21 protein-coding genes, 1 tRNA gene and 1 pseudogene are annotated in these 22,758 nt (G+C 72.8%); 19 read left to right on the plus strand and 4 right to left on the minus strand.

Features of this window, described 5'->3' with window-relative positions; translation table 11 throughout:
• Positions 1 to 12: 12 nt before the first annotated feature.
• A complete protein-coding gene (locus DWB77_RS23935; RefSeq protein ID WP_120723197.1) occupies positions 13 to 1,395 on the minus strand; it encodes an MFS transporter in 1,383 nt (460 codons plus the stop codon).
• Between the two features lie 108 nt (positions 1,396 to 1,503).
• Here DWB77_RS23935 and DWB77_RS23940 point away from each other — a divergent pair, with 108 nt between their 5' ends.
• From DWB77_RS23940 to DWB77_RS23960, 5 genes are all read left to right on the plus strand, one after another.
• Positions 1,504 to 2,037, plus strand: a complete 534-nt coding sequence (locus tag DWB77_RS23940; protein WP_120723198.1) for a winged helix-turn-helix transcriptional regulator — start codon at positions 1,504 to 1,506, stop codon at positions 2,035 to 2,037.
• A 46-nt stretch (positions 2,038 to 2,083) separates the two neighbouring features.
• A complete protein-coding gene (locus tag DWB77_RS23945) occupies positions 2,084 to 2,407 on the plus strand; it encodes a DUF6412 domain-containing protein (protein ID WP_120723199.1) in 324 nt (107 codons plus the stop codon).
• Positions 2,408 to 2,700: 293 nt separating this feature from the next.
• Entirely contained in the window at positions 2,701 to 3,456 is a 756-nt protein-coding gene (locus tag DWB77_RS23950; protein ID WP_120723200.1) for a YidC/Oxa1 family membrane protein insertase, read from the plus strand.
• 133 nt (positions 3,457 to 3,589) lie between these two features.
• Entirely contained in the window at positions 3,590 to 4,447 is an 858-nt protein-coding gene (locus DWB77_RS23955) for a fumarylacetoacetate hydrolase family protein (RefSeq protein ID WP_120723201.1), read from the plus strand.
• 375 nt (positions 4,448 to 4,822) lie between these two features.
• Entirely contained in the window at positions 4,823 to 6,238 is a 1,416-nt protein-coding gene (locus tag DWB77_RS23960; protein ID WP_120723202.1) for a choice-of-anchor A family protein, read from the plus strand.
• 23 nt (positions 6,239 to 6,261) lie between these two features.
• Here DWB77_RS23960 and DWB77_RS23965 read toward each other — a convergent pair whose 3' ends face one another.
• Positions 6,262 to 6,729: a heme-degrading domain-containing protein gene (locus tag DWB77_RS23965; protein ID WP_120728167.1), complete on the minus strand. Its 468-nt coding sequence runs from the start codon at positions 6,727 to 6,729 to the stop codon at positions 6,262 to 6,264.
• Between the two features lie 122 nt (positions 6,730 to 6,851).
• Complete coding sequence (locus tag DWB77_RS23970) at positions 6,852 to 7,937, minus strand: Gfo/Idh/MocA family oxidoreductase (RefSeq protein WP_174248613.1); 1,086 nt, start codon at positions 7,935 to 7,937, stop codon at positions 6,852 to 6,854.
• Positions 7,938 to 8,005: 68 nt separating this feature from the next.
• On the opposite strand from DWB77_RS23970, the gene DWB77_RS23975 reads away from it, so the two are divergent.
• From DWB77_RS23975 to DWB77_RS24035, 13 genes and pseudogenes are all read left to right on the plus strand, one after another.
• Complete coding sequence (locus DWB77_RS23975; RefSeq protein WP_120723204.1) at positions 8,006 to 9,106, plus strand: ROK family transcriptional regulator; 1,101 nt, start codon at positions 8,006 to 8,008, stop codon at positions 9,104 to 9,106.
• Positions 9,107 to 9,378: 272 nt separating this feature from the next.
• Positions 9,379 to 10,194 carry a hypothetical protein gene (locus tag DWB77_RS23980; protein ID WP_120723205.1) on the plus strand — a complete coding sequence of 272 codons (816 nt, stop codon included), beginning with the start codon at positions 9,379 to 9,381 and terminating at the stop codon, positions 10,192 to 10,194.
• Positions 10,195 to 10,265: 71 nt separating this feature from the next.
• A pseudogene (locus tag DWB77_RS23985) lies at positions 10,266 to 11,026 on the plus strand (GntR family transcriptional regulator).
• A gap of 481 nt (positions 11,027 to 11,507) precedes the next feature.
• Entirely contained in the window at positions 11,508 to 12,638 is a 1,131-nt protein-coding gene (locus tag DWB77_RS23990; RefSeq protein WP_120723206.1) for a TIGR03364 family FAD-dependent oxidoreductase, read from the plus strand.
• A gap of 29 nt (positions 12,639 to 12,667) precedes the next feature.
• Positions 12,668 to 13,378 carry a phosphonatase-like hydrolase gene (locus DWB77_RS23995; protein WP_281280028.1) on the plus strand — a complete coding sequence of 237 codons (711 nt, stop codon included), beginning with the start codon at positions 12,668 to 12,670 and terminating at the stop codon, positions 13,376 to 13,378.
• Positions 13,375 to 14,454 carry an ABC transporter ATP-binding protein gene (locus DWB77_RS24000; RefSeq protein WP_120723208.1) on the plus strand — a complete coding sequence of 360 codons (1,080 nt, stop codon included), beginning with the start codon at positions 13,375 to 13,377 and terminating at the stop codon, positions 14,452 to 14,454. Before DWB77_RS23995 ends, DWB77_RS24000 begins: the two co-directional genes overlap by 4 nt.
• Complete coding sequence (locus DWB77_RS24005) at positions 14,447 to 15,286, plus strand: 2-aminoethylphosphonate ABC transporter permease subunit (protein ID WP_120723209.1); 840 nt, start codon at positions 14,447 to 14,449, stop codon at positions 15,284 to 15,286. Before DWB77_RS24000 ends, DWB77_RS24005 begins: the two co-directional genes overlap by 8 nt.
• Positions 15,273 to 16,070 (plus strand): ABC transporter permease, encoded by a 798-nt coding sequence (locus tag DWB77_RS24010; RefSeq protein WP_120723210.1) that lies wholly within the window; start codon positions 15,273 to 15,275, stop codon positions 16,068 to 16,070. The genes DWB77_RS24005 and DWB77_RS24010 overlap by 14 nt, the downstream gene beginning before the upstream one ends.
• A 135-nt stretch (positions 16,071 to 16,205) precedes the next feature.
• Positions 16,206 to 17,282 carry a 2-aminoethylphosphonate ABC transporter substrate-binding protein gene (locus DWB77_RS24015; protein ID WP_120723211.1) on the plus strand — a complete coding sequence of 359 codons (1,077 nt, stop codon included), beginning with the start codon at positions 16,206 to 16,208 and terminating at the stop codon, positions 17,280 to 17,282.
• Positions 17,283 to 17,485: 203 nt separating this feature from the next.
• On the plus strand, positions 17,486 to 18,265 hold the full coding sequence (locus DWB77_RS24020) for an HAD-IIA family hydrolase (protein ID WP_120723212.1): 780 nt from the start codon (positions 17,486 to 17,488) through the stop codon (positions 18,263 to 18,265).
• Between the two features lie 101 nt (positions 18,266 to 18,366).
• Positions 18,367 to 18,933: a hypothetical protein gene (locus DWB77_RS24025; RefSeq protein WP_120723213.1), complete on the plus strand. Its 567-nt coding sequence runs from the start codon at positions 18,367 to 18,369 to the stop codon at positions 18,931 to 18,933.
• A gap of 1 nt (position 18,934) precedes the next feature.
• Complete coding sequence (locus tag DWB77_RS24030; RefSeq protein ID WP_120723214.1) at positions 18,935 to 19,618, plus strand: class F sortase; 684 nt, start codon at positions 18,935 to 18,937, stop codon at positions 19,616 to 19,618.
• A 353-nt stretch (positions 19,619 to 19,971) separates the two neighbouring features.
• Positions 19,972 to 21,003 (plus strand): glycoside hydrolase family 6 protein, encoded by a 1,032-nt coding sequence (locus DWB77_RS24035; RefSeq protein WP_120723215.1) that lies wholly within the window; start codon positions 19,972 to 19,974, stop codon positions 21,001 to 21,003.
• A 70-nt stretch (positions 21,004 to 21,073) separates the two neighbouring features.
• Here the strand turns inward: DWB77_RS24035 and DWB77_RS24040 are convergent.
• Positions 21,074 to 21,147, minus strand: a tRNA-Lys gene (locus DWB77_RS24040).
• A 244-nt stretch (positions 21,148 to 21,391) separates the two neighbouring features.
• Here DWB77_RS24040 and DWB77_RS24045 point away from each other — a divergent pair.
• The gene (locus DWB77_RS24045) at positions 21,392 to 22,735 is read left to right on the plus strand and encodes a peptidoglycan-binding protein (RefSeq protein ID WP_120723216.1); all 1,344 of its coding nucleotides are present in this window, start codon (positions 21,392 to 21,394) and stop codon (positions 22,733 to 22,735) included.
• Positions 22,736 to 22,758 lie beyond the last annotated feature (23 nt).

Below are 22,758 nucleotides of genomic sequence, written 5' to 3' on the forward strand. Positions count from 1 at the left end.
CGGGCCCGGAACTCAGGGGCGGGGGCGGGGGCGGGTGCGCAGCACCATCGCCAGGAGCGCGGCCGCCGCCGCCAGCGACGCGGAGACCACGATCACCGTGTCCGGGCCCGCGGGGGCCACCGCGATGGTGAGGGCGACGCCCGCCGACGAACCGATGTAGCGGGCCGTGTTGTTGGCGCCGGAGCCCATCGCCGCGCGCTCGGGGGGCACCGATTCGACGGCGAGGCGGGGGGACGCGGCGTTGAGCAGACCGCTGCCGATGCCCGCGATCACCAGGCCCGGGATCAGGCGCGGCAGCGGCCCGGCGGCGAGGGCGCCCAGCATCGCGAGCGCGCCGACCGCGTGCAGGACGAAGCCGATGGCCAGCTGGTGGCGGGCGGTGACGCGACCCGCCAGGCGCCTGGTCTGGAGCGCCACCACGAACGCGGAGCCCGACCACAGCACGAACAGCCAGGCCGAAGTCATCGGCGAGGTGCCCAGTGCCCGGCTGAGCAGGGCGGGCAGATAGCTGAAGAAGCCGATCACCGAGAGGCCGGTGAACAGGGCGCCCGCCGAGGACACCAGGAAATCCGCGCGGCGGAAGAGCGCCAGGTCGATCATGGGGCTGGTGGCGCGGCGCTCCACGAGGGCGAACGCGGTCGTGAGGACGGCGGCTGCCACCAGGAGCGCGAGCACGCCGGGGCGCAGCCAGCCGTCACGGCCGAGGGTCAGCGCGCCGATCAGGGAAGTGAACGCGAGGGCCAGGGTGATCGCGGCCGGAACGTCGGGTCGGCCGCCGCGCGGGGCCCGTGACTCGGTGAGGGCGCGTAGCGCGAACCCGGCGGTCGCCAGCGCCGCCACGGCCAACACGCCATAGACGAAGCGCCAGTTGAGGGAGGTCAGGGCGCCGGCGAGGAGCGGGCCGAGGGCGGTGCCCCCGCCGACGAAGGCGCCCCACACGCCGGTGGCGCGGATGCGGGCGGGACCGGCCGGGAAGGCGGCGACGAGCAGACCGAGGCTGCTCGTGAGGATGGCGGCGGACGCCATGCCCTGGGCGACCCGGGCGAGGGTGAAGGTCAAGGTGGTGGGGGCGAGCGCGCCGAGGGCCATGGTGATGCCGAGGGCGAGGGTGCCGACCAGGAAGACGCGGCGTCGGCCGTGGTCGTCGGCGAGGCTGCCCGCGATCAGAAGCAGCGCGGCGAGCCCGAGCGGGGCGCCGTTGAGCAGCCAGGCCTGGGCGGAGAGCGCGGTGTGTAAGGACGCCGTCATGTCCGGCAGCGTCAGCATCGGGGCGGTGTAGTTCATCAGCGCGACCAGGGTGGCGGCACTGGTGACGGCGAGCGTGGCGCCGGGGCGCGCCGTGGCCCCGGCTCCGGTGGGCCGGGTGGGGGCGGTGGGGCGTATGGCCTGCGTCATGACGTCCTCGTGGAGGCGGAATCAGGGACGGGTCTATTCAGCCAACCCGCGGCGCCGACCCTAGCACCGAAGGTTCTTTCACTGAACCCACTTCGGTAGACTGCTCCCATGGCTCTCCGCAAGGACTACGACTACGCCGCGCAGGAGTGCTCCGTGGCTCGCGCGCTCGAGATCATCGGTGAGCGCTGGACCCTGCTCGTCGTGCGGGACGCCCTCTACGGGGTGCGCCGCTACAACGACTTCCTGGTCCACCTCAAGATCCCGCGCGCCGTGCTCGCCGCCCGCCTCCAGACGCTCACCGAGGCCGGGGTCCTGGAGAAGCGCCGCTACCAGGAGGCGCCGACGCGCGAGGAGTACGTACCGACGGAGCTCGGGCGGGCGCTGTGGCCGACGGTGCGCGCGCTCGGGGTCTGGGGGCGGGCCGTCAACCCCGACGCGCGGCCGATGCGGACCTTCCACCACGCCGAGTGCGGGACCGAGCTCGGGACGTACGGGGAGTGCCGGGCGTGCGGGCGGGTCGTCGACCCCGAGGACGTTGAGATGCGGCCCGGCGTCGGGCTCGGTCCGGGCGAGGATCCGGTGAGCCGCGCGCTGCGGGCGCCCAGGCGGCTGCTTCAGCCGCTGTTCGAACGTCGTGTATAACGGCTGGAAGGAAAACGGCGGCGGACGAGGGACCGAGGGAGGCGGCATGAGCGGCGTCATCGCGCGGTGCGCACGGCTTGCCCGGCCCCTGTTCGGGCTGCTCCTCTTCCTGCTCGCCCAGGCCGTCCTCATCGAGGGCGGGATGCTCTCGGCCGCCGTCGCGCTCGCCGCGACCGCCGCCGCCGGCTCCGCGCTCGCCGTGTGTGCGACGCTCGCCTCGCGCGCGGTGCCGCAGGTGCCGCGCACCCGGGTGCGCACCGCCATCCGCGACCGGGAACGGCGTACCGCCTTCCTCGCGCAGCGCGACCCCGACGCCTCCGGGCGGCCGCGGCCCCGAGCGCCCGGGGCTCTCGTCCCGACGGCCGCGTAGGGGCACCCGCCCAACACCCCGCTCCTCCCGGCTCGTCACGCCGATACACACCTGATCCGTGTGCGCCATCGTGCGCCGACAGGCACCTGATCTGTGTGCGCCATCGCGCGCCGATACGCATTTCATCCGTGTGCGCCACCGTGCGCCCGACAGGCGCCTTCCGTGTGCGCCACCGTGCGCCGACAGGCGCCTTCCGGTTTGCGCCACCGCGCGCTGCCACGTGCCTGCGTGCGTCGTGTGCCCCGCGCACCCGTGTCCTTCCTGACGAGACCCGACCCCCGGAGGGGTTCCTCATGTTCACGTCCCTCTTCAGCGCTTTCGCGAGCCTCACCGAGCACCTGGCCGCCCTGCTCGAACCCGCCTTCCACGGTGCGTCGACGGCTGCCGCGATCGTGCTCTTCACTGCTCTTGTACGTCTCGCTGTTCACCCCCTGTCGCGGCAGGCAGCGCGCGGTCAGAAAGCGCAGGCCACGTTGAGGCCGCAGCTGGCGGCGTTGCGCGAGAAGCACGGCAAGGACAGCAAGGCACTCCAGAAGGCGATCATGGAGTTGCATGCCGCCGAGAAGGTGTCGCCGTTCTCGGGCTGTCTGCCCAGCCTGCTCCAGATGCCCGCCTTCTTCCTGCTCTACCACCTGTTCTCCAGCGCGGAGATCGGCGGCCGGGCGAACGCGCTGCTCGACCACACCCTCCTGAGGGCGCCGCTCGGCGGATGCTGGACGGACGCGCTCGCACACGGCGGGGCGTTCGGACCGCAGGGCCTGGTGTACGTCGTGCTGTTCGCGGTGGTCGCGGCCGTCGCCAGCTTCAACTACCGCCGGATGAAGCGGCAGATGGCGGCCAACCCCGTCGCCGCGCCGGGCGGGCAGGAAGCGGTGCCGGGGATGGCGGCGATGAACAAGTTCATGCCGCTGCTCTCCTTCGCCACGCTGTTCACCGTCGCCGTGGTGCCGCTCGCCGCCGCGCTCTACGTGGTGACCAGCACTACCTGGACCGCCGTCGAGCGGGCTTTCCTCTACAAGGACACGCTGCCCGCGCTCGCCGCCGTATAGCAGCCATGACCCTGGTTACGGTCCAGTTTGTGAACGGGGTCTTGCGGAGTGGACGTACACCTTGGAGGATCGGACGATCCTCCGATGGCCGCTACCCATCGGCCGGGCCCGGCTCGACCAAGGGAGACTGACCATGAAGCTGCTGCGAGTAGGCGACGCGGGACAGGAGCGCCCGGCGCTTCTCGACGCCGACGGGACCCTACGGGACCTGTCCGGCCTAGTGGCGGACATCGACGGCGCACTGCTCGCCGACGAAACCGCACTGGACCGGATACGGGCCGCGGCGGACACCGGCGCGCTGCCCGCGCTCGACGACCCGGGCGTACGCGTCGGGCCGCCGGTGGGGCGGATCGGCAAGGTCGTGTGCATCGGGCTGAACTACCACGACCACGCCGAGGAGACCGGCGCGGCGGTCCCGGCCGAGCCGGTCGTCTTCTTCAAGGCGGCGGACACGGTGGTCGGACCGCACGACACGGTGCTCGTGCCGCGCCGCTCGGTGAAGACCGACTGGGAGGTCGAACTCGCCGTCGTCATCGGGCGCACCGCGCGCTACGTGAGCGACGACGAGAACCCGCTGGCGTACGTCGCCGGGTACGCGGTGTCGCATGACGTGTCCGAGCGGGAGTTCCAGATCGAGCGCGGCGGCACGTGGGACAAGGGCAAGAACTGCGAGACGTTCAACCCGCTCGGGCCGTGGCTGGTCACCCGGGACGAGGTCCCGGACCCGCAGGCGCTCTCGCTGCGGCTCTGGGTCAACGGATCGCTCAAGCAGGACGGGACCACGGCGCAGCAGATCTTCTCCGTCGCGGAGGTCGTCCGGTACGTCAGCCAGTTCATGACGCTGTACCCGGGCGACGTCATCAACACCGGTACGCCCGCGGGGGTGGCCATGGGGCAGCCCGAGCCCAAGCCGTATCTGCGGGCGGGGGACGTTGTGGAGCTTGAGGTTGCGGGGTTGGGGCGGCAGCGGCAGGGGTTCAAAGACGCGTGAGCCCTCCGGGGGGTGGGGGGTTGGGGGGGGCTTGGGCCTGGCGGCCCTCGCCCCTTTCCCACCCGCCCGCCCGTTCGGCGGGGTTGGCTGGTTCGGCACCTGTGGGTGGTGCTGTCCCGTTGGCGGCTGCCGCCCGGTGGTCGTGACGCCCGCCTGCGGCGGGCCCCCTTCCCACCCGCCCGCCCGTTCGGCGGGGTTGGCTGGTTCGGCACCTGTGGGTGGTGTCGCTTTCGTTGGCGGCCGGCCCCCGGTGGTCGTGACGCCCGCCCCCGGCGGGCATCCCTTCCCGCCCCGCAGGCCCGGCGTGCCGCCGGACGGGGGCCGGTTTGTGCGTGTCTCGGGGGAAGACCGGGGTTAAGTTCGCATATTGCGTCTATGCGAAATACGCCAGGGATTCGGAAAAGGGCCGCCACCGCCTCGGCCGTTGTCGTGGGGGCGGCCGTGGTGGTCGGGGCGATGGGCACGTTCGGGTTCGCCGATCCGTTGCCGGACGGGCTCGGGCCCTGCAAGGGCAGCCACTGCCCGGTCGTGCCGTATCCGGACCCCAACAACGGGTCGCTCGCCGGGCGGGACAACAACATCAACGTCTTCGTCGGCGGCGACTTCCTCGTGCGTCAGGCCGCCGCCGAGGCCGAGGGCAAGGTCGTCGTCCTCGGGAAGTTCGACCAGCACAAGGCGACCGGGGTCTCCCAGGTCTACAACGTGGGCGTAGCCGGCGTCGGCTCCCGCGTGCCGCCGGACAACGGCACCGACTTCCTCACCACCGGCCAGGACGTCGTCGTCGCAGCCGGCCAGCGCCTGCTCGCCGAGGAGGGCTCGGTCTTCGGCGTCGTACGCCACGGCGGCACGCTCACCGGAACCGTCCGGCCCCGGACCGTCCACGACCCCGACGCCGCCGCCCCGTACGCCCGGCTCAAGCCGAACCTCGCCGCCGCGAGCCACTGCTACGCCTACGTCGACGGCAAGCCGCGGCACGCCACCGGCACGGCCAGGAACAACGGCAACGAGACCCTGTTCACCGGGGACGGGAAGTCCCCCCTCCAGGTCTTCAACGTCGACTTCGACCTCACCGGTCCCAGCGGCCGGGCGCAGGGCTTCCTGTTCACCGGCATCCCGGCCGGGGCCACCGTGCTGGTCAACCTCACCGGCGACGTACGCGAGATCAACACCTACATGGGGATGCTCCCGGCCGCGCTCCGCGACCGGCTGCTCTGGAACTTCCCCGACGCCGAAACGGTACGGCTGCGCGGCAGCGGGCAGTTCTCCGGCAGCGTTCTGGTCGGCAACGGTGACAGCACGACGACCGTCACGCTGCCCGGGCTCAACGGCCGCTTCTTCACGGTCGGTTCGCTCGTCCACACCTCCGTGGTGGGAGGGGGCGGCGGGCAGGAGATCCACGCCTACCCCTTCAACGGGGACCTGCCCGGCTGCCGGGGCGAGGAGCCGACCCCCACTCCGCCCACCCCCGAACCGCCCACGCCCACCCCCGACCCACCGACCCCCGAGCCGCCGACGCCCGAACCGCCCACCCCGACCCCCGAACCGCCGACCCCGAGCCCCACGGACTCCGAGGGCACGAACACCGGCGGGGCCTCGGGCGGGAACGACGGCGGCAGTGACTCCGGCGGGCACGGGAGCGACGGCGGAGGCGAACTCCCCGACACCGGGACCCCCTCCGGCACCACGATGGTGATCGGCGGGATCGCGGTCACGCTCGTCGCGGCCGGCGGCGCCACCCTGGCCGTGACCCGCAAGCCCAAGGGTCTGAGGAGGCTACGGAAGGGGCACTGAGAGCCGGGATTGGCTCGCGCTTCTCAACCGCCCTGGTGGTCGCGGGTGTTGACCCATCGCGTCAGCGCCTCGACCACCAGGGCGTGGTCCTCCGCCTGCGGCAGGCCCGACACCGTCACCGTCCCGACGATCCCCACGCCCTCGACCGACACGGGGTACGAACCCCCGTGTGCGGCATAGGAGTTGGGGTCCAGGCGTGACGCGTCCTCGAAGGTGGTGCCCTTGGCGCGGAAGCGGGCGCCGACCAGGAACGACGGGGCCGCGTAGCGTTCGGCCACCCGGCGCTTGCGGTCGATCCAGGCGTCGTTGTCCGCGCTGGATCCGGGCAGCGCGCACCGGAACACCTGCCGTGCTCCATGCCGTACGTCGATCACGACCGGAGCCGCTCGCTCCACGGCCAACTCGCGCAGCAGGAGGCCGAGTTGCCAGGCGTCCTCGTAGCTGAACCGGCTAAGGACGAGGCGCTCGCGCTCGGCTTCGAGGGCCGCCACCGGGTCGGCGGCCGGTGGTCCGCCCGCCGGCGTCGCGTCCGTGGCCGGGGCGCCCTCGGCGCGATTCCCGCTCACGCTCGCGCCCTCCGCGGTCTGCGGCTTCGCCGTCGTGGCGTGGGCCCTCACAGCGCCAGCTCCACCGTCACGCCCTCGCGGGCCGAGCGGCGGGCCGCCTCCAGGACGTCCAGGGCGGCCGCGGCCTCGTGGGCGGTGACCGGCGGCTCGCCGCCCTCGCGCAGGGCCTTCGCGATCGCGGCGTAGTACGCGGGATAGTCGCCCGGCGCCGTCTTCACGGGGTCGCCGCCGCCCGTCAGGGGGGACTCGCCGGAGCCGATCCGGCCCCACAGCGACTCGGGCTCCACGCCCCACGGCTTGCCCGCCGAAGGTCGTTCGCCCTCGCGCAGCGCCGCCTCCTGCGGGTCCAGGCCGTACTTCACATATCCGGCCGATGACCCCAACACCCGGAAGCGCGGGCCGAGTTGCGCGGTGGTCGCGCTGACGTACAGGTGCGAGCGGACGCCGTTCGCGTGGGTGATCGCGATGAACGTGTCGTCGTCGGCCTGGGCGCCGGGGCGGCGTACGTCGGCCTCCGCGTAGACGCGCAGCGCCGGGCCGAACAGGACCAGCGCCTGGTCCACGACATGGCTGCCCAGGTCGTAGAGGAGACCGCCGATCTCCGAGGGGTCGCCCGACTCGCGCCAGCCGCCCTTGGGCTGCGGCCGCCACCGCTCGAACCGCGACTCGAAGCGCTGGATCTCACCGAGCTCGCCGTCCGCGATCAGCCGCTGGAGGGTCAGGAAGTCGTTGTCCCAGCGACGGTTCTGGAAGACCGAGAGCAGCAGGCCGCGCTCCTCGGCGAGAGAGGCGAGGTCGCGCGCCTCGGCCGCCGTACCGGCGAGCGGCTTGTCGACCACGACCGGCAGGCCCGCCTTGAGGGCGCCGGTCGCGATCGACACGTGCGTCTTGTTCGGCGAGGCGATCACGACCAGATCGAGGCCGGCGTCGTACAACTCCTCGGGGGAGTCCGCGAAGCGCAGCGCGGCTCCGTGCTCGGCGCGGGCCTGCGCCCGGCGCTCCGGGTTCGAGGTCACGACGGTGTCCAGGGCCAGGCCCTCGGTCGCGGCGATCAGCGGGGCGTGGAAGACGGAGCCCGCGAGGCCGTAGCCCACGAGTCCCACGCGCAGGCCTTCGGTCTGGGGAGCGTTCATGGGATCCTTCATGGCATCCACTTAAGCAATGCTGTTGCCAAAGTGCAAGCAAGAGGGACAATGGTTCGGTGAACACGAGCACTACGGGCGCCAACCTGCCGGCCCTGCGCAACCACAACGCCGCGCTCGTCCTCGACCTGCTGCGGGCGGCGGGCGAGCACGGCATCAGCAGGCTCGAACTCGCCGAGCGCACCGGGCTCACCCCGCAGGCCGTCAGCAAGATCACCGGGCGGCTGCGGGACGAGGGCACCGCCACCGAGGCGGGCCGCCGCGCCTCCACCGGCGGCAAGCCGCGCACCGTGCTCAAGCTGGTGCCCTCCGCCGCGCACGCCATAGGCCTGCACCTGGACCGCGACGAGCTGACCGCCGTCCTGGTCGATCTCGCGGGCACCCTGGTCGGCGCCAGGACCGTGCCGCTGGACCTCGGCGCCAAGCCCTCGGACGTGGTGGAGACCGCGGCCGCCGAGGCCGAGGCGCTGACCGGCGGGCGGCGGGTGCTCGGCGTCGGCGTCGCCATGCCGGGCCCCCTCGACCACGACAGCGGGGTGCTGCACCGGGTGACCGGCTTCCCGCACTGGAACGGCTTCCCGCTGCGCGACGCGCTGGCCGACCGGCTCGGCCGGAAGGTCGTCCTGGACAAGGACACCAACGCCGCGGCCCTCGGTCTGGCCCTGCGGGCCGGCGGCCGGGCGGGCTCGTTCGCCTACATCCACCTGGGCAGCGGACTCGGCGCGGGGCTCGTGCTCGGTGGCGCCGTGCACCGCGGCGCCCGTACAGGGGCGGGAGAGTTCGGGCACCAGACGATCCTGCTCGGCGGGCCCGTGTGCGGCTGCGGCGGACGCGGCTGCATCGAGGCGCTCTGTCTGGCCTCGGTCGCCCGCGGGGACATCGCGGCGGCGGCCCGCTTCCTGGGCGTGGGGGCCGCCAACCTCGTCGGGCTGCTCGACATCGACGCGATCCTGCTCGGCGGCCGTACCGTCACCGCCGACCAGGACACGTTCGTACGGGGTGTGGGCGCGGTCGTCGAAGAGCGCGCCCGGCGCGGCGGCGCCCCCGCGATCCCGGTCGGCCCCGCCGCGGGAGGGCCGCACGCCGTGGCCGAGGGCGCGGCCCAGCTCGTGCTCGTCCCCGTCTTCGGGCGGGCGAACGTGGCGTATCCCCAGCCGTAGGGACGGGTGGACGCGGCAGCGTCCCGTCCCCACACGCCACGTGGCCTGCGCACGTCCGTATGACGGGACGATGTTGGGCTGATAGGGCGGTCTTCCCGGGCGCCCGGGGCCGACCCGGACGTGGCGCGCGGGGTGGTGGGCGGCGACGTGGAAGGCTCGCGGCTCCACGACCGGACCGACCGACACGGACTCGAACGGAACCCGCCGAAAACCGCCGGAACCGACCACAACGGGCTCGACCGGAGCCGACCCGCGAGCAGCAAAGGCCCCTCATGCGACTGCGACTGCGACCGCGACTGCGACCGCGCACTGCCCTCGTCACCGCAGTGGTCGCCGCCACCATCGCCCCGCTCGCGGGGGTGGCCGCGGCCGACGACGGGGGGCTGCCGCCCGGCCGTCACGACCTCGCGCCGCGCAAGCCGGTCGTCGCCGCGATGCCCGTCGACCCGCCGCTCTCCGCGAAGCTGCCGCTGTGCGCGAGCCGGACCGGCACCGCGTTCCCGCTGGACACCAAGATCCACGGGGGGCCGGCCGAGTACCACCCGGGTGACGAAAGCCAGAGCTGGTCGCTGGACCTGACCAACACCTCGCGCGAGACCTGCGACGCCATCCACCCCGTGCTCGTCCTGGTCGACCGGGACCGCACCCTGAAGAACTCCCAGCTGCGGATGGACTTCGACGACCCGGCCACCGGCCGCAAGCACCCGGTCACCTTCCTCGGGACGGACCAGGACGAGCACATCGGCGTCTTCGACGACGGCTTCCCCGGGTTCACCATCGGCGCGGGCAAGACCCTCACCGTGCCGGTGCGCCTCGGCTTCGGCGCCGACGCCGTGGCCGACCGGGTCACCGCCAACGCCGCGATCGTGCAACGCCGGGGCAGCAACGGGCAGTGGGTGGGGGAGTCCGGCGACTACCGGTTCGCGATCGTGCCCGAGGGCGATCTGCTGGAGCGGATCGACACCGAACTCGCCGAGACCGGCCGCGGCAGCGCGCTGGCCGGCCTCGCCCTCACCGCAGCGGTCCTCCTCCTCGCGGGCGCGGCCCTGGTCGTGGCGGCGCGAGGACCGCGTACCCGGCGCCGCTGAACGGTGGGCACCGCCCCGGCCGTTCACCTGCCCGTGCGAGCATCGAGCCCGTGGAAAACCCGAACGACTCCCTGACCGGCTACCCGGAGAACCAGGCCCCCGGCGCCCCCATCCGCTCCGGCATCCCGGACCATGGACGCATCCCCAAGTACTACGCCGTCAAGGCCCAAGTGGCCCTGCTCATCGACGAGTTGGAGGAGGGGCAGGCGCTGCCGACCGAGCGGGATCTGGCGCTGCGGTACGAGGTCGCGCGGGAGACCGTGCGCCAGGCGCTGCGCGAGCTGCTGCTCGAAGGCAGGCTGCGCCGTCAGGGCCGGGGCACGGTGGTGGCCGGCGCCAAACTGGAGCAGCCGCTGTCGCTGGCCAGCTACACCGAGGGCGTACGCCGCCAGGGCCGTACGCCCGGCCGCCACCTCATCGCCCTCGAACGGTTCCCCTGCCCGCCCGCGCTCGCCGCCGAGACCGGGCTCCGGCGGGGGAGCCCGTGTGGCACATGGAGCGGGTGCTGCTCGCGGACGACGAGCGGATGGGGCTGGAGAGTACGTACGCGGCGGTGTCCCGGATGCCCGACCTGGACACGGAGTTCGAGCCGGACTCCTCCTTCTACGCCTATCTGCGCGATCGGCTCGGCCTGGCGCTCGGGGACGTCGACGAGCGCATCGAGACGGTGCTGGCGACGCCTCGGGAGGCGTTGCTCATCGGTACGCCTCCTGCGTTGCCGATGCTGCTCATCCATCGGGTTTCCCGGGATGCGGCCGGGGTGCCGCTCGAGCGGGTCCGGACGCTGTACCGCGGCGACCGCTTCTCCTTCACCACCCACCTGGCCCGCTAGCGGTCTTTTCCGCGCAGTTCCCCGCGCCCCTAAACCCCCTCGATCCTGCGGGCCGTGGTCGCTTCTCGCGCAGTTCCCCGCGCCCCTAGCTACTCGGTGCTGGGCCGCATCGGCCACCTCAGCCCGTCCGGCGATTGAGGACGAGCGCCCTTGAGGCGCGAACGGGGTCTGGGGCGGAGCCCCAGGGCAACCCCGTTTTCGTCTGCGGGTCGTGCGTGGCTGGGCGCGCAGTTCCCCGCGCCCCTAACTACTCGGTGCTGGGCCGCATCGGCCACCTCAGCCCGTCCGGCGATTGAGGACGAGCGCCCTTGAGGCGCGAACGGGGTCTGGGGCGGAGCCCCAGGGCGCCCCGGGCCAGCCAGCCCCGCCCCCCGGTTGGTAACGTCCAGGTAACGGGTCTAGTCCAGACTTGGGGACCCGTTCACCGACCCGTCGCCGGGGGGACCGGCCCGGGACACCCTGTCCAAGGAGCGTGGCCGTCGTGAGAGTCATCGTCGTAGGAGCCGGCGTGGTGGGAACCATGCACGCCTGGCACGCAGTGCACCGCGGCCACGAGGTCGTACACATCGAGCGCGAGACCCAGCCGCGCGGAGCCTCGCTCCGCAACTTCGGCCAGATATGGGTCAGCGGCCGCGCCGGCGGCGAGGAGCTGGAGACCGCGCTGCGCGCCCGCGCCCTGTGGGAGGGCATCGGCGAGCGCGTACCCCGGCTCGGCTTCCGCCCCAACGGCTCGCTGACCCCCCTGCGTACCGAGCTCGAAGTGGCCGTCGCCGAGGCCGCCGTGGCCCGCGCGGACGCCGATGCCCGCGGCTACCGGATCGTCACCGCCGCCGGGGCCCGCGCCCTCAACCCGGCCCTGCGGGGCGACTTAACCGCCGCCCTGTGGTGCGAGCGCGACGCCGCCGTCGAACCCCGCACCGCCCAACTCGCCCTGCAAGAAGCCCTGTTGGCGTCGGGACGGTACACCTTCCTGGGGGGACGGGAAGTACGGGACGTCACCGAAGGGCCGAGCGGGCCCGCCGTCCGCGACGACCACGGCGACACGCACCGCGGCGACGGAGTGGTCCTGTGCACCGGCGCCTGGCTCGGGGGGCTCATGCGCGAACTCGCCCCCGACCTGCCGGTGCGCCGCGTACGCCTGCAAATGATGCAGACCGCACCACTCGGCGAGCCGCTCACCACCTCACTCGCGGACGCCGACAGCTTCCGCTACTACCCGGCGTACGCGAGCGAGGCGCTCGACGCGCTCAACGCCGGGCAGGCCCAGGACCCCCTCGCCGCCGCGCACCGGATGCAGCTCCTGATGGTGCAGCGGGCGGACGGCGGGCTGACCATCGGCGACACCCACGAGTACGAGCACCCCTTCGCCTTCGACGTGCTGGAGGAGCCGTACGACCACCTCGTGCGGGTCGTCGAGTCCTTCCTGGGGCGTCCGCTGCCCAGGATCGAGCGGCGCTGGGCCGGGGTCTACGCCCAGTGCACCGACACCTCGCGCGTCGTCCACCGCGAACAGGTGCGGGACGGGGTGTGGCTGGTGACCGGGCCCGGCGGACGCGGCATGACCTGCTCGCCCGCCATCGCCGAGAAGACCGCCAACGAGCTGGACTGGTGAGGGAGTTGAGTGAAGTGAACGCAAGTGGCGTGAACGCAAGTGAAGTGAGCACATACGGTCTGGTCGTCCTTGACATGGCGGGCACCACCGTCGCCGACGGCGGGCTCGTGGAGCGGGCCTTCGCTCGCGCCGCCGCGCGCCTGGGCGTCGAGCCCGGCTCCGCCGAGCACGCCACCATGCTCGATCACGTCCGCGCCACCATGGGCGAATCCAAGATCTCCGTCTTCCGTCACCTCTTCGGCGACGAGACGAAGGCGCAGGCCGCCAACGCCGCCTTCGAGGAGGCATACGGCTCGCTCGTGGACGGCGGGCTCCTCGCCCCCGTCCCCGGCGCCCGCGAGGCCGTCGAGCGGCTCAGGTTCGAGGGTCGGACCGTGGTGCTGTCCACCGGTTTCGCCCGCGCCACCCAGGACGCGATCCTCGCCGCCCTCGGCTGGCGGGACCTCGTCCCGCTCACCCTGTGCCCGGCCGACGCCGGGGGCCGCGGCCGCCCCTACCCCGACATGGTGCTCAGCGCCTTCCTGCGCACCGGCGCGGTCGACTCGGTGCGCCGCGTCGCGGTGGCCGGCGACACCTCGTACGACATGCTCAGCGGTGTACGGGCCGGGGCGGGCGTGGTCGCGGGCGTGCTGACCGGCGCTCACGACGAGCCGGCCCTCCTCTCGGCGGGCGCCACCCATGTGCTGGTCTCTGTCGCCGAACTCCCGGACGTGATAGCCGAGTTGGAGGCGAATCAGTGAGCGGGAGCGCCTCGCCGGGTGCGCCACGCGGCGGCATCCGCTTCGACGGCGTCACCGTCGCCTACCAGCACGCCGTCGTCCTCGACTCGCTCGACCTGAGCGTCGAGCCCGGCGAGGTCATGGCCCTGCTCGGGCCTTCCGGATCCGGCAAGACCACCGCGCTGCGCGCCGTCGCCGGCTTCGTCCAGCCGGTGCGGGGGCGGATCTTCCTCGGCGACCGCGACGTGACCCGTCTGCCGCCCCACCGGCGCGGCATCGGCATGGTCGTCCAGCAGTACGCGCTCTTCCCGCACATGAGGGTCGAGGACAATGTCGCGTTCGGCCTGAAGGCGCACCGGGTTCCCAAGGCGGGGATCGCGGCGCGGGTCACCGAGGCGCTCGCGATGACCGGCATGGACGGCTACGCCAAGCGCTATCCGCGCGAGCTGTCCGGCGGTCAGCAGCAGCGCGTCGCCATCGCCCGCGCGCTCGCCATCCGCCCCGGCGTCCTCCTCCTGGACGAACCGCTCTCCGCGCTCGACGCCCAGCTCCGCTCCGGCATGCTCGCCGAACTCGCCCGGCTGCACCGGGAGTTGCCCGACGTCTCCATCCTGTACGTCACCCACGACCAGGTGGAGGCGCTCACCCTGGCCGACCGCATCGCCGTCATGGACAAGGCCCGCCTCCAGGACTGCGGAACCCCGCAGGACCTCTACCGCCGGCCCCGTACGGAGTTCACGGCGTCGTTCGTCGGCAACGCCAACCTCCTTCCGGTGCGGGTGGGTTCGGGCTCGGTGCTGTTCGGCGACACCGAACTCTCGGTGGCCACCGACGAGGCCGCGTGGGGGTCGAGCGCCACCCTGTGCGTGCGCCCGCACCTGGTCGGGCTCGGCGCCGGACCCAACGCGCTGCGGGGCACGGTCGCCGAGGTGCAGTGGCGGGGCTCCACGCACCGGCTGTACGTCGATGTCGCCGGGCACCGCGTGAAGGCGGACGTCCGCGAACTCAAGGTCACCCCGGCCATCGGCGACGAGGTGACCCTGCACTTCGCCCGCGAGGACGCGGTGCTGCTGGCCGCGGGGGTCTCCCATGGCTAGCCCCGCCCGCCCGGCCCCCGCCGCGCTCTGGGCGCTCGTTCCCGTCGCCGTGCTGACGGCCGTCTTCCTCTACCCCCTCGCCCTGGTGGTGCGCCAGTCCCTCTCCCCGGACACCGGCGGCACCTCACTCCAGGCGTACACCGACGTCTTCGCCTCGGCCGCCTTCCGTGACGCGCTCGGCACCACCGTGTGGCTCGCGGTCGGGGCGAGCGCCGGATGCGTCGTGCTGGGCTTCGTGCTCGCGCTCGTCATCGCGTTCGTGCCGTTCCCCGGCGGCAAGGTGGTGGCCCGGTTCATCGACGTCTTCCTCTCCTTCCCGTCCTTCCTGATCACGCTCGCCCTGCTCTTCGTCTACGGCACCGTCGGCATGGCCAACGGGCTGTGGAGCGACGTCACCGGCACGACCGGGACAGGGCCCTTCCAGTTCCTGACCACCCCCTGGGGCGTCCTGCTCGCGGAGATCACGTACTTCACCCCGTTCGTCATGCGACCGCTGCTCGCCGCGTTCTCCCAACTGGACACCATTCAGCTCGAGGTGGCGTCCTCGCTGGGGGCGCGCCCGGCCCGGATCGTACGGCGGGTGATCCTGCCCGAGGCGCTGCCCGCGCTCGCGGCGGGCGGCTCGCTCGTCCTGGTGATGTGTCTCAACGAGTTCGGCATCGTGCTGTTCACCGGCGCCAAGGGCGTCACCACGCTCCCGATGCTCGTCTACGGCAAGGCGATCCTGGAATCCGACTACCCGGCCGCCTGTGTCGTCGCCGTCGTCAACATCGTGATCTCCGTCGGCCTGTACGGCCTCTACCGGGTGGTGAGCCGCCGTGCTGGTGCATAGCCGGGGCGGCCGATGGGCCGCGCGAACCGTCTTCTTCGTCCTCTTCCTGCCCGTCTTCGCGCTGCCGCTGCTCGTCGTGGTGGCCGCGTCGTTCGCCACCAACTGGTCCGGCGCCCTGCCCTCCGGGTTCACCACCGGCCACTACGCGGCGGCGACCACCGGGGAGTCCCTCCAGGCGCTCACCACCAGCCTGGTCACCGCGCTCACCGCGAGCGTCCTCGCACTCGTCGTCGGCACATGGGCGGCGCTCGCCGCGGCCGCCCTCGGCACGGGCGGACGGCGGTTCATGGACGCCCTGTTCGTGCTGCCGGTGGCGGTGCCGTCGGTGGTGGTCGGCCTCGCCGTGCTCGTCGCGTTCTCCGAGCCGCCGGTCCTGCTCAACGGGACGCGCCAGATCGTGATCCTGGCCCACACCGTCCTGGTCACCGCCTTCGCCTACCAGTCGGTCTCGGCCGCCGTACGCCGTCTCGACCCGATGTACGAGCAGGCCGCCGCGAGTCTCGGCGCGCGGCCGCACCAGGTGCTGTGGCGCGTGAAGCTGCCGCTGCTGCTGCCGTCCCTGACGGCGGCCGCCGGGCTCTGCTTCGCCCTGTCCATGGGTGAGTTGAGCGCCACCGTGATGCTCTACCCGCCGGACTGGACCACCCTCCCGGTGCGGATCTTCGCGGCCACCGACCGCGGCTCCCTCTTCACCGGCGCGGCCCTCGCCGTGGTCCTGATGACAACGACGCTGCTCGTCCTGCTCGGCGTCTCCCGCATCCGCACCAAGGCCTCGTACCGGTGACCGGGCGACCCGGTGACCGGGTGCCCCGGTGACGCCGCGCTTTCGCCGACTCGCCGACCCGCTGACGCACCGCCTTCGCCGACCCGCTCGCTGACCCCTGACCTGTCGCCCACCTGACCAGGAGCCCCGAACGCCATGCCCAGAAACCTTCTCCCCGTACTCAAGCCGCTCGCCGCCGTCACCACCGGCCTCGTCCTCGCCGCCGGCCTCTCGGGGTGCTCGGGCGCCTCCTCGGCCGACGAGAACGCGAAGACCGTCACCGTCTACAGCGCGGACGGCCTCAAGGGCGAGAAGGGCGACGGCTGGTACGACCGGGTCTTCAAGGACTTCGAGGCGACGACCGGCATCAAGGTCCAGTACGTCGAGGGCGGCTCCGGCGAGATGGTGCAGCGCGCCCTGCGCGAGAAGTCCAACACCCAGGCCGACCTCCTCATCACCCTGCCCCCGTTCATCCAGCAGGCCGACGGCAAGGGGCTGCTCCAGAGGTACGTACCGGCGGGCGCCGACAAGGTCGACGGCGGGGCCAAGTCGCCCGACGGCACCTGGACCTCGGTCGTCAACAACTACTTCGGGTTCATCTACAACAAGAAGGAGCTCAAGGAGGCCCCCAAGAACTGGGAGGAGCTCCTGGACGCCCGGTACAAGAACAAGATCCAGTACTCCACGCCCGGTGTCGCGGGCGACGGTACCGCCCTGCTCATCAAGGCCATGCACGACTTCGGCGGCAAGGAGGCCGCGATGGAGTACCTGCGCAAGCTCCAGGCCAACAACGTCGGCCCCTCCTCCTCCACCGGCAAGCTCGCGCCCAAGGTCGACAAGGGCGAACTGCTCGCCGCCAACGGCGATGTGCAGATGAACCACGCCCAGTCCCGGACCATGCCCAACCTCGGCATCTGGTTCCCCGGCACCTCCGGCGGCGCCAAGCCGTCCTCCTTCGGCCTGCCCTACGCGGCCGGCCTGGTCGCCCACGCCCCGCACAGCGCCAACGGCAAGAAGCTCCTCGACTTCATGCTGAGCGAGCAGGCCCAGAAGCAGGTCAGCGAGATCGGCGGCGGCTTCGCCTCCCGTACCGACATCAAGGCCACCGACGCCACCGCGGTCGAGCTCGCCAAGCTGATGCGCGGGGTCGAGGTCTTCCAGCCGGACTGGATGGACATCGCGAAGAACCTGCCGCAGTACGTGGACGCCTGGAAGAGCGCCACCAAGAACTGAGCCACCAGGAGCTGAACCGACAGGCGCTGAGCCACCAAGAGCAGAGCCGACAAGCGCTGAGCCGAAGCGTGATCGGCCAGGTCGGGATCGGGGGTTCCTGACTAGGCTGGGGGCGCCGGCAACGCACAGTGCGGTGCGCCGGAGTCCCCAGCTGAAAGCTCATCAGCGCGAGAAGACCGCGCAGAACGCAGGAGTCCGCACCCATGGCAGAGCGCAAGCCGATCGAATCCTGGCTCACCGACATGGACGGTGTCCTGATCCACGAGGGCACCCCCATCCCGGGTGCGGACGCCTTCCTCAAGACGCTGAAGGAGTCCGGCCGCCCCTTCCTCGTCCTCACCAACAACTCGATCTACACCCCGCGCGACCTGCACGCCCGTCTGATGCGGATGGGTCTGGACGTGCCGGTCGAGAACATCTGGACCTCCGCGCTCGCCACCGCGAAGTTCCTCGACGACCAGCGGCCCGGCGGCACCGCGTACGTGATCGGCGAGGCGGGCCTGACGACCGCGCTGCACGACATCGGATACGTCCTGACCGACCACGAGCCGGACTACGTCGTCCTCGGCGAGACCCGTACGTACAGCTTCGAGGCGCTCACCAAGGCGATCCGGCTGATCAACGCGGGGGCCAGGTTCATCTGCACCAACCCGGACGAGACCGGGCCGAGCCAGGAGGGCCCGCTGCCCGCCACCGGCGCGGTCGCGGCACTGATCACCAAGGCGACCGGCAAGAAGCCGTATTTCGCGGGCAAGCCCAACCCGCTGATGATGCGCACCGGCCTCAACGCGATCGGCGCGCACTCCGAGACCAGCGCCATGATCGGCGACCGGATGGACACCGATGTGCTGGCGGGCCTGGAGGCGGGCATGCAGACCTTCCTGGTCCTGACCGGGCTCACCCGGCCCGCGGACGTGGAGTCCTACCCGTTCCGGCCGTCCAAGATCGTCGATTCGATCGCCGACCTGGTGAAGCTGGTCTGACCTTCCGGGGGCGTGGTGGTTGGTCCGTCCGGCCCAGCCGCCACGCCCTCGGGATGCGGAATGCGCGAGCAGGCGGGAATCTCGGGTACAGGAGGTTCACGATGCGCATCCGTCCCATCACATTGTGTGCGGCCGTGGCGGCCGCCGCCCTGACCGTGCTGCCCGCGTCCCCCGCGGTGGCCGAGTCCGAGCCGCACGGATCGGTGCGGGTGACCCCCGGCGCCATCGCCCCCGGCGGGGAGGTGGAGCTGAGGGTCGGTGTGTGCAGCGGCCACGAGGCGGTCGGCGGGTCCGACGCCTTCGACTCGGAGGTCCGCTTCGACCGCGCCGGCGACGGCGGTCTCTTCGCCAAGGCCCACATCCGCTCGGACGCGCAGGACCGTGACTACGACGTCTGGGTCACCTGCAAGGACAGCCACGGCAAGGCGAGCGGCCGGCTCACCGTGGTCCGCGGCGACCACCACGGCGACCACCACGACGACCACTCCCGCCCCACTCCGTTCCGGCCCGTGCACGCGGGCGGCGGAGGAGCGGCGACGCTCGCCGCGCAGGAGCCGAAGGAGCAGGGCCCCGGCACCCGGCACGCGGTGATCGGCCTCGCTCTGGCGGCGGTCGCGGCGGTGGCCGTGGCGTCGCGCAGCGTACGGCGCCGGCGCGGCGGCGACTGACATGTCCTCGGCACGGAGCAGTGGGCGGCTGGTCACCGGCCTCGCCTGGGCCGTGCTGCTGCTCGGCCTGTGGCTGTGGGGCCGGGACGTCACCAACGGCCCCGGCAGCACCTCGGCACCCATCACCGGTGACATAGCCGCCGTGGGCCGGCCGCTCGGCGTACCGCTGCCGCCCGCCCACGCTCCGCTCAAGGGCGCCACGCCGCAGCGTGTGGAGATCCCCTCCATAGGCGTGGCCGCGCCGGTCGTGCCGCGCGGCCTGGACTCCGGCGGCGCGGTCGACCCGCCCCCGTACGCCCAGGCCGGCACCGTCGGCTGGTTCGGCGGCGGCACCCGGCCGGGCGAGGCCGGCGCGGCCCTGCTCGTCGGGCACGTGGACACCGAGAGCCGGCCCGCCGTGTTCTACGGCCTGAGCGCGGTCCGCCCCGGCCAGCAGGTCAAGGTGACCGGCGCCGACGGCACGATCGCCGAGTTCACCATCGACGACGTCCAGGTCTTCCCCCGCAGCCACTTCGACGCGGCCCAGGTGTACGGGCCCAGGCAGCCGGGCCGCGCCGAACTGCGGTTGATCACCTGCGGCGGAACGTACGACCGCACGACCAAGGCGTACACGGCGAACGTGGTCGTCTCGGCCTATCTGACCGACGCGAGGGATCCGGCCCCTGCCAAGCCGCCGCAGCCCTGACCGCCCGGTGGGACCCGCGAGGCGCCGGAGGCGGACGATCCCGCCGCACCGGGCCCGGCCGAAGGTCCGCTCCCCCCGGAGCCGCCGGCCGGGCCGGTCCTCGACCGCCGGCGCGCGGGCTGCGGGAGAAGCCCGGCACTGTCGCGGGAGGCTCAGTGGGGTCGGGAGGTCATGAGACGACCGGGGCGGAGGCCGCCCACACCACTCTAGGACGGCCGCGCGCCCCGGGCCTAGGTCCAGATAACGCCAAGTCGTCCGACGGGCGCGCCGAGCCGTACCCGGTCCACGACCGCGCGGCGACGGAGGCGCCCAACCCGGTCAATGACGGACTCAACCTTCTCAAGGGGACCTGCATGTACGGAAGTTGGACGCATCGCGGAAGGCGGCCCGCGATCCGGGCGGGCGGCCTGGCCGCGGCCACCGCCCTGCTGGCCGCCGGGTGCGGGGGCTCCGGCGAAGGCCACACCCCGGCTGCCGCGAGCGCCCCTTCCACCCCGCTCGCCGTGTCCGGCGGCCCGTTCTGGGTCGACCCGGACACCAAGGCCGCCCACCAGCTCGCCGCGTACACCCGCGCCGGGGACGACGGTAGGGCGGCGCTGATCCGGAAGATCGCCGAGCAGCCGGTCGGCGCGTGGATCGCGGGCGACCGTCCCGAAGGGGCGGTGCGCGCCGCCACCGGGGCCGCGGCGAAGGCCGGGCGGATGGCGCTGCTCGTCCTCTACAACATCCCGCACCGCGACTGCGGCCAGTTCTCCCGGGGCGGCGCCCCCGACGACGACGCCTACCGCGACTGGGTCGACCAGGTGGCCCGAGGCATCGGCGAGCGTCCCACCATGGTGGTCCTGGAACCGGACGCGATCTTGCACCTCGTCGACGGCTGCACCCCCGAACCGTTCCACGCGGCGCGGTACGCCCTGCTGAAGGCGGCCGTCGAGCGGCTCAAGCAGCAGCCCGCGACCAAGGTGTACGTGGACGCGGGCAACGCGGGATGGCGCTCCCCGGACGCCCTGGACGAGCCGCTGCGGCGGGCCGGGATCCAGAGCGCCGACGGGTTCGCGGTCAACGTGTCCAACTTCCAGACCACCGGGGCCAGCCGGGAGTTCGGGGAGCGCCTCTCCGCGAAGGTCGGGGGCAAGCACTTCGTGATCGACACCAGCCGCAACGGAAACGGCCCGTACACCGAGGGAGATCCGGCCGAGAACTGGTGCAACCCGCCGGGCCGGGCGCTCGGCGAGCGCCCGACCACGGACACCGCGAGCGGCGTGATCGACGCGTACGTGTGGGCGAAGCGCCCGGGGGAGTCCGACGGGCCGTGCCGGGGCGGGCCGCCCGCGGGTGCCTGGTGGCCGGAGTACGCCCTGGCCCTGGCGGGCAACTCGCGCTGACGGCCGGCGCCGTCCGCACCGGGATACGACCGAGGCCCCCTCGCCTGAGCGAGGGGGCCTCGGTGGTGCGTGCGCCGCCAGGGACTCGAACCCCGGACCCGCTGATTAAGAGTCAGCTGCTCTAACCAACTGAGCTAGCGGCGCCTGCTGACCTGGAAAACTTTACCGGACTCCGGAGGGTGGTTTTGACCAGCGCCACGCTGTCAGATGTTCGTTTTATCCCTTTCGTTCCATCACAATGCGACATGTGCGGACAGTCGGGACGCCTCGGTCCCGGCCGAAGCGCGGAAAAGGCAGCGGACAAGGCAGCGGACAAGGCAGCGGACAAGACGGTCGGCGGACAAGACGGTCGACGTCGTCGAGAACGGAACGAGCGGAGGGGCAGCGCATGGAAGCCAGTACACCGGGGCCGGTGTTCGAGGAGTACGAGCCCGCCGGAGCGTGCGGCTGCCCCGGCTGCGCCGACCGGCGGCGGAGCCGGCTGCTCCCGGTGCGGGACGGCGGCCACCCCGCGGCGAGCGGCGGCGCCCGGCGCGCGCTGCTGGCGGCCACCGCCGCGTCGGTGGTCCTGAGCACGGGCACGGCGGCCGCGGCCAGCCCCCACCCGGTGCCCGACGGCCCGGGCGCGAACAGGGCCGCCGACCCCGGGCCCCCCACCGAGCAGGGCGGCCGGGGCGGGCTGCACGGCGCGCCGGGCCGGCCCGCGGACCAGCCCGCCACGCTGGCGCCCATCACCCGGGCCGAGATCATCAACCGGGCCAAGACCTGGGTGACCGCCGCGGTGCCGTACAACATGGAGGCGTACTGGAGCGACGGCTACCGCCAGGACTGCTCGGGCTTCGTGTCGATGGCATGGAACCTCGGCACCAACGAGTGGACGGGAAGCCTGGCGAAGTTCGCGGTGCGGATAACGCGTGACGAGCTCCAGCCCGGCGACATCCTGCTCTTCCACAACCCCGCCAACCCCAACAAGGGCTCACACGTCGTGATCTTCGGCGGCTGGACCGACGCCACGCACGCCTACTACACCGCCTACGAACAGACGCCGCCCCACGCCCGCGAGCAGGCCACGCCGTACGCGTACTGGAAGGACTCGGCCAGTTACGTGCCCTACCGGTACAAGGCCGTGGCGACGGCCACCGGCGGAGCGGTGCCCGTCGCCGACACCGCGAGCTCGGCCGCCGCGTTCCCCGGAGCGTCGAAGTTCGGGCCCGGCGCCGTCAACGGCCATGTCACACGGGTCGGCCAGATGCTGGTCAAGCGCGGCGGAAGCCGTTTCTACACCGAGGGCCCCGGACCTCGCTGGGGCCCGGCCGACCAGAACGCGACCCGGGCCTTCCAGCAGGCCCAGGGCTGGACCGGGGCGGACGCCGACGGGATCCCCGGGGCGCGGACCTGGGCGCTGCTCGTCCAGGGCGCGGGCCGGGACATCCCCGCGACCCTCCAGGCCCCGCCTCCCGCACCCGCCGCCGTTCCGGCCGCCCAGCCGACGCGCCCCGCCTATCCTGGCCCGAGCTACTTCCGCCCCGGCCAGGAGAGCCCGTACGTCACCCAGCTCGGGCGCCGGCTCGTGGCGAAGGGCTTCGGCACGTACTACACCTCGGGCCCCGGGCCGCGCTGGGGCGAGGCGGACCGGCGCAACGTCGAGGCGTTCCAGCGGGCCCAGGGCTGGTCGGGCGCGGAGGCGGACGGCTACCCGGGCCCCGAGACCTGGCGGCGGCTCTTCGCATGACGGAGGGAAACATGAGCATGCAG

Origin of the sequence: Streptomyces hundungensis (genome assembly GCF_003627815.1) — a bacterium.
Taxonomy (GTDB): domain Bacteria; phylum Actinomycetota; class Actinomycetes; order Streptomycetales; family Streptomycetaceae; genus Streptomyces; species Streptomyces hundungensis_A.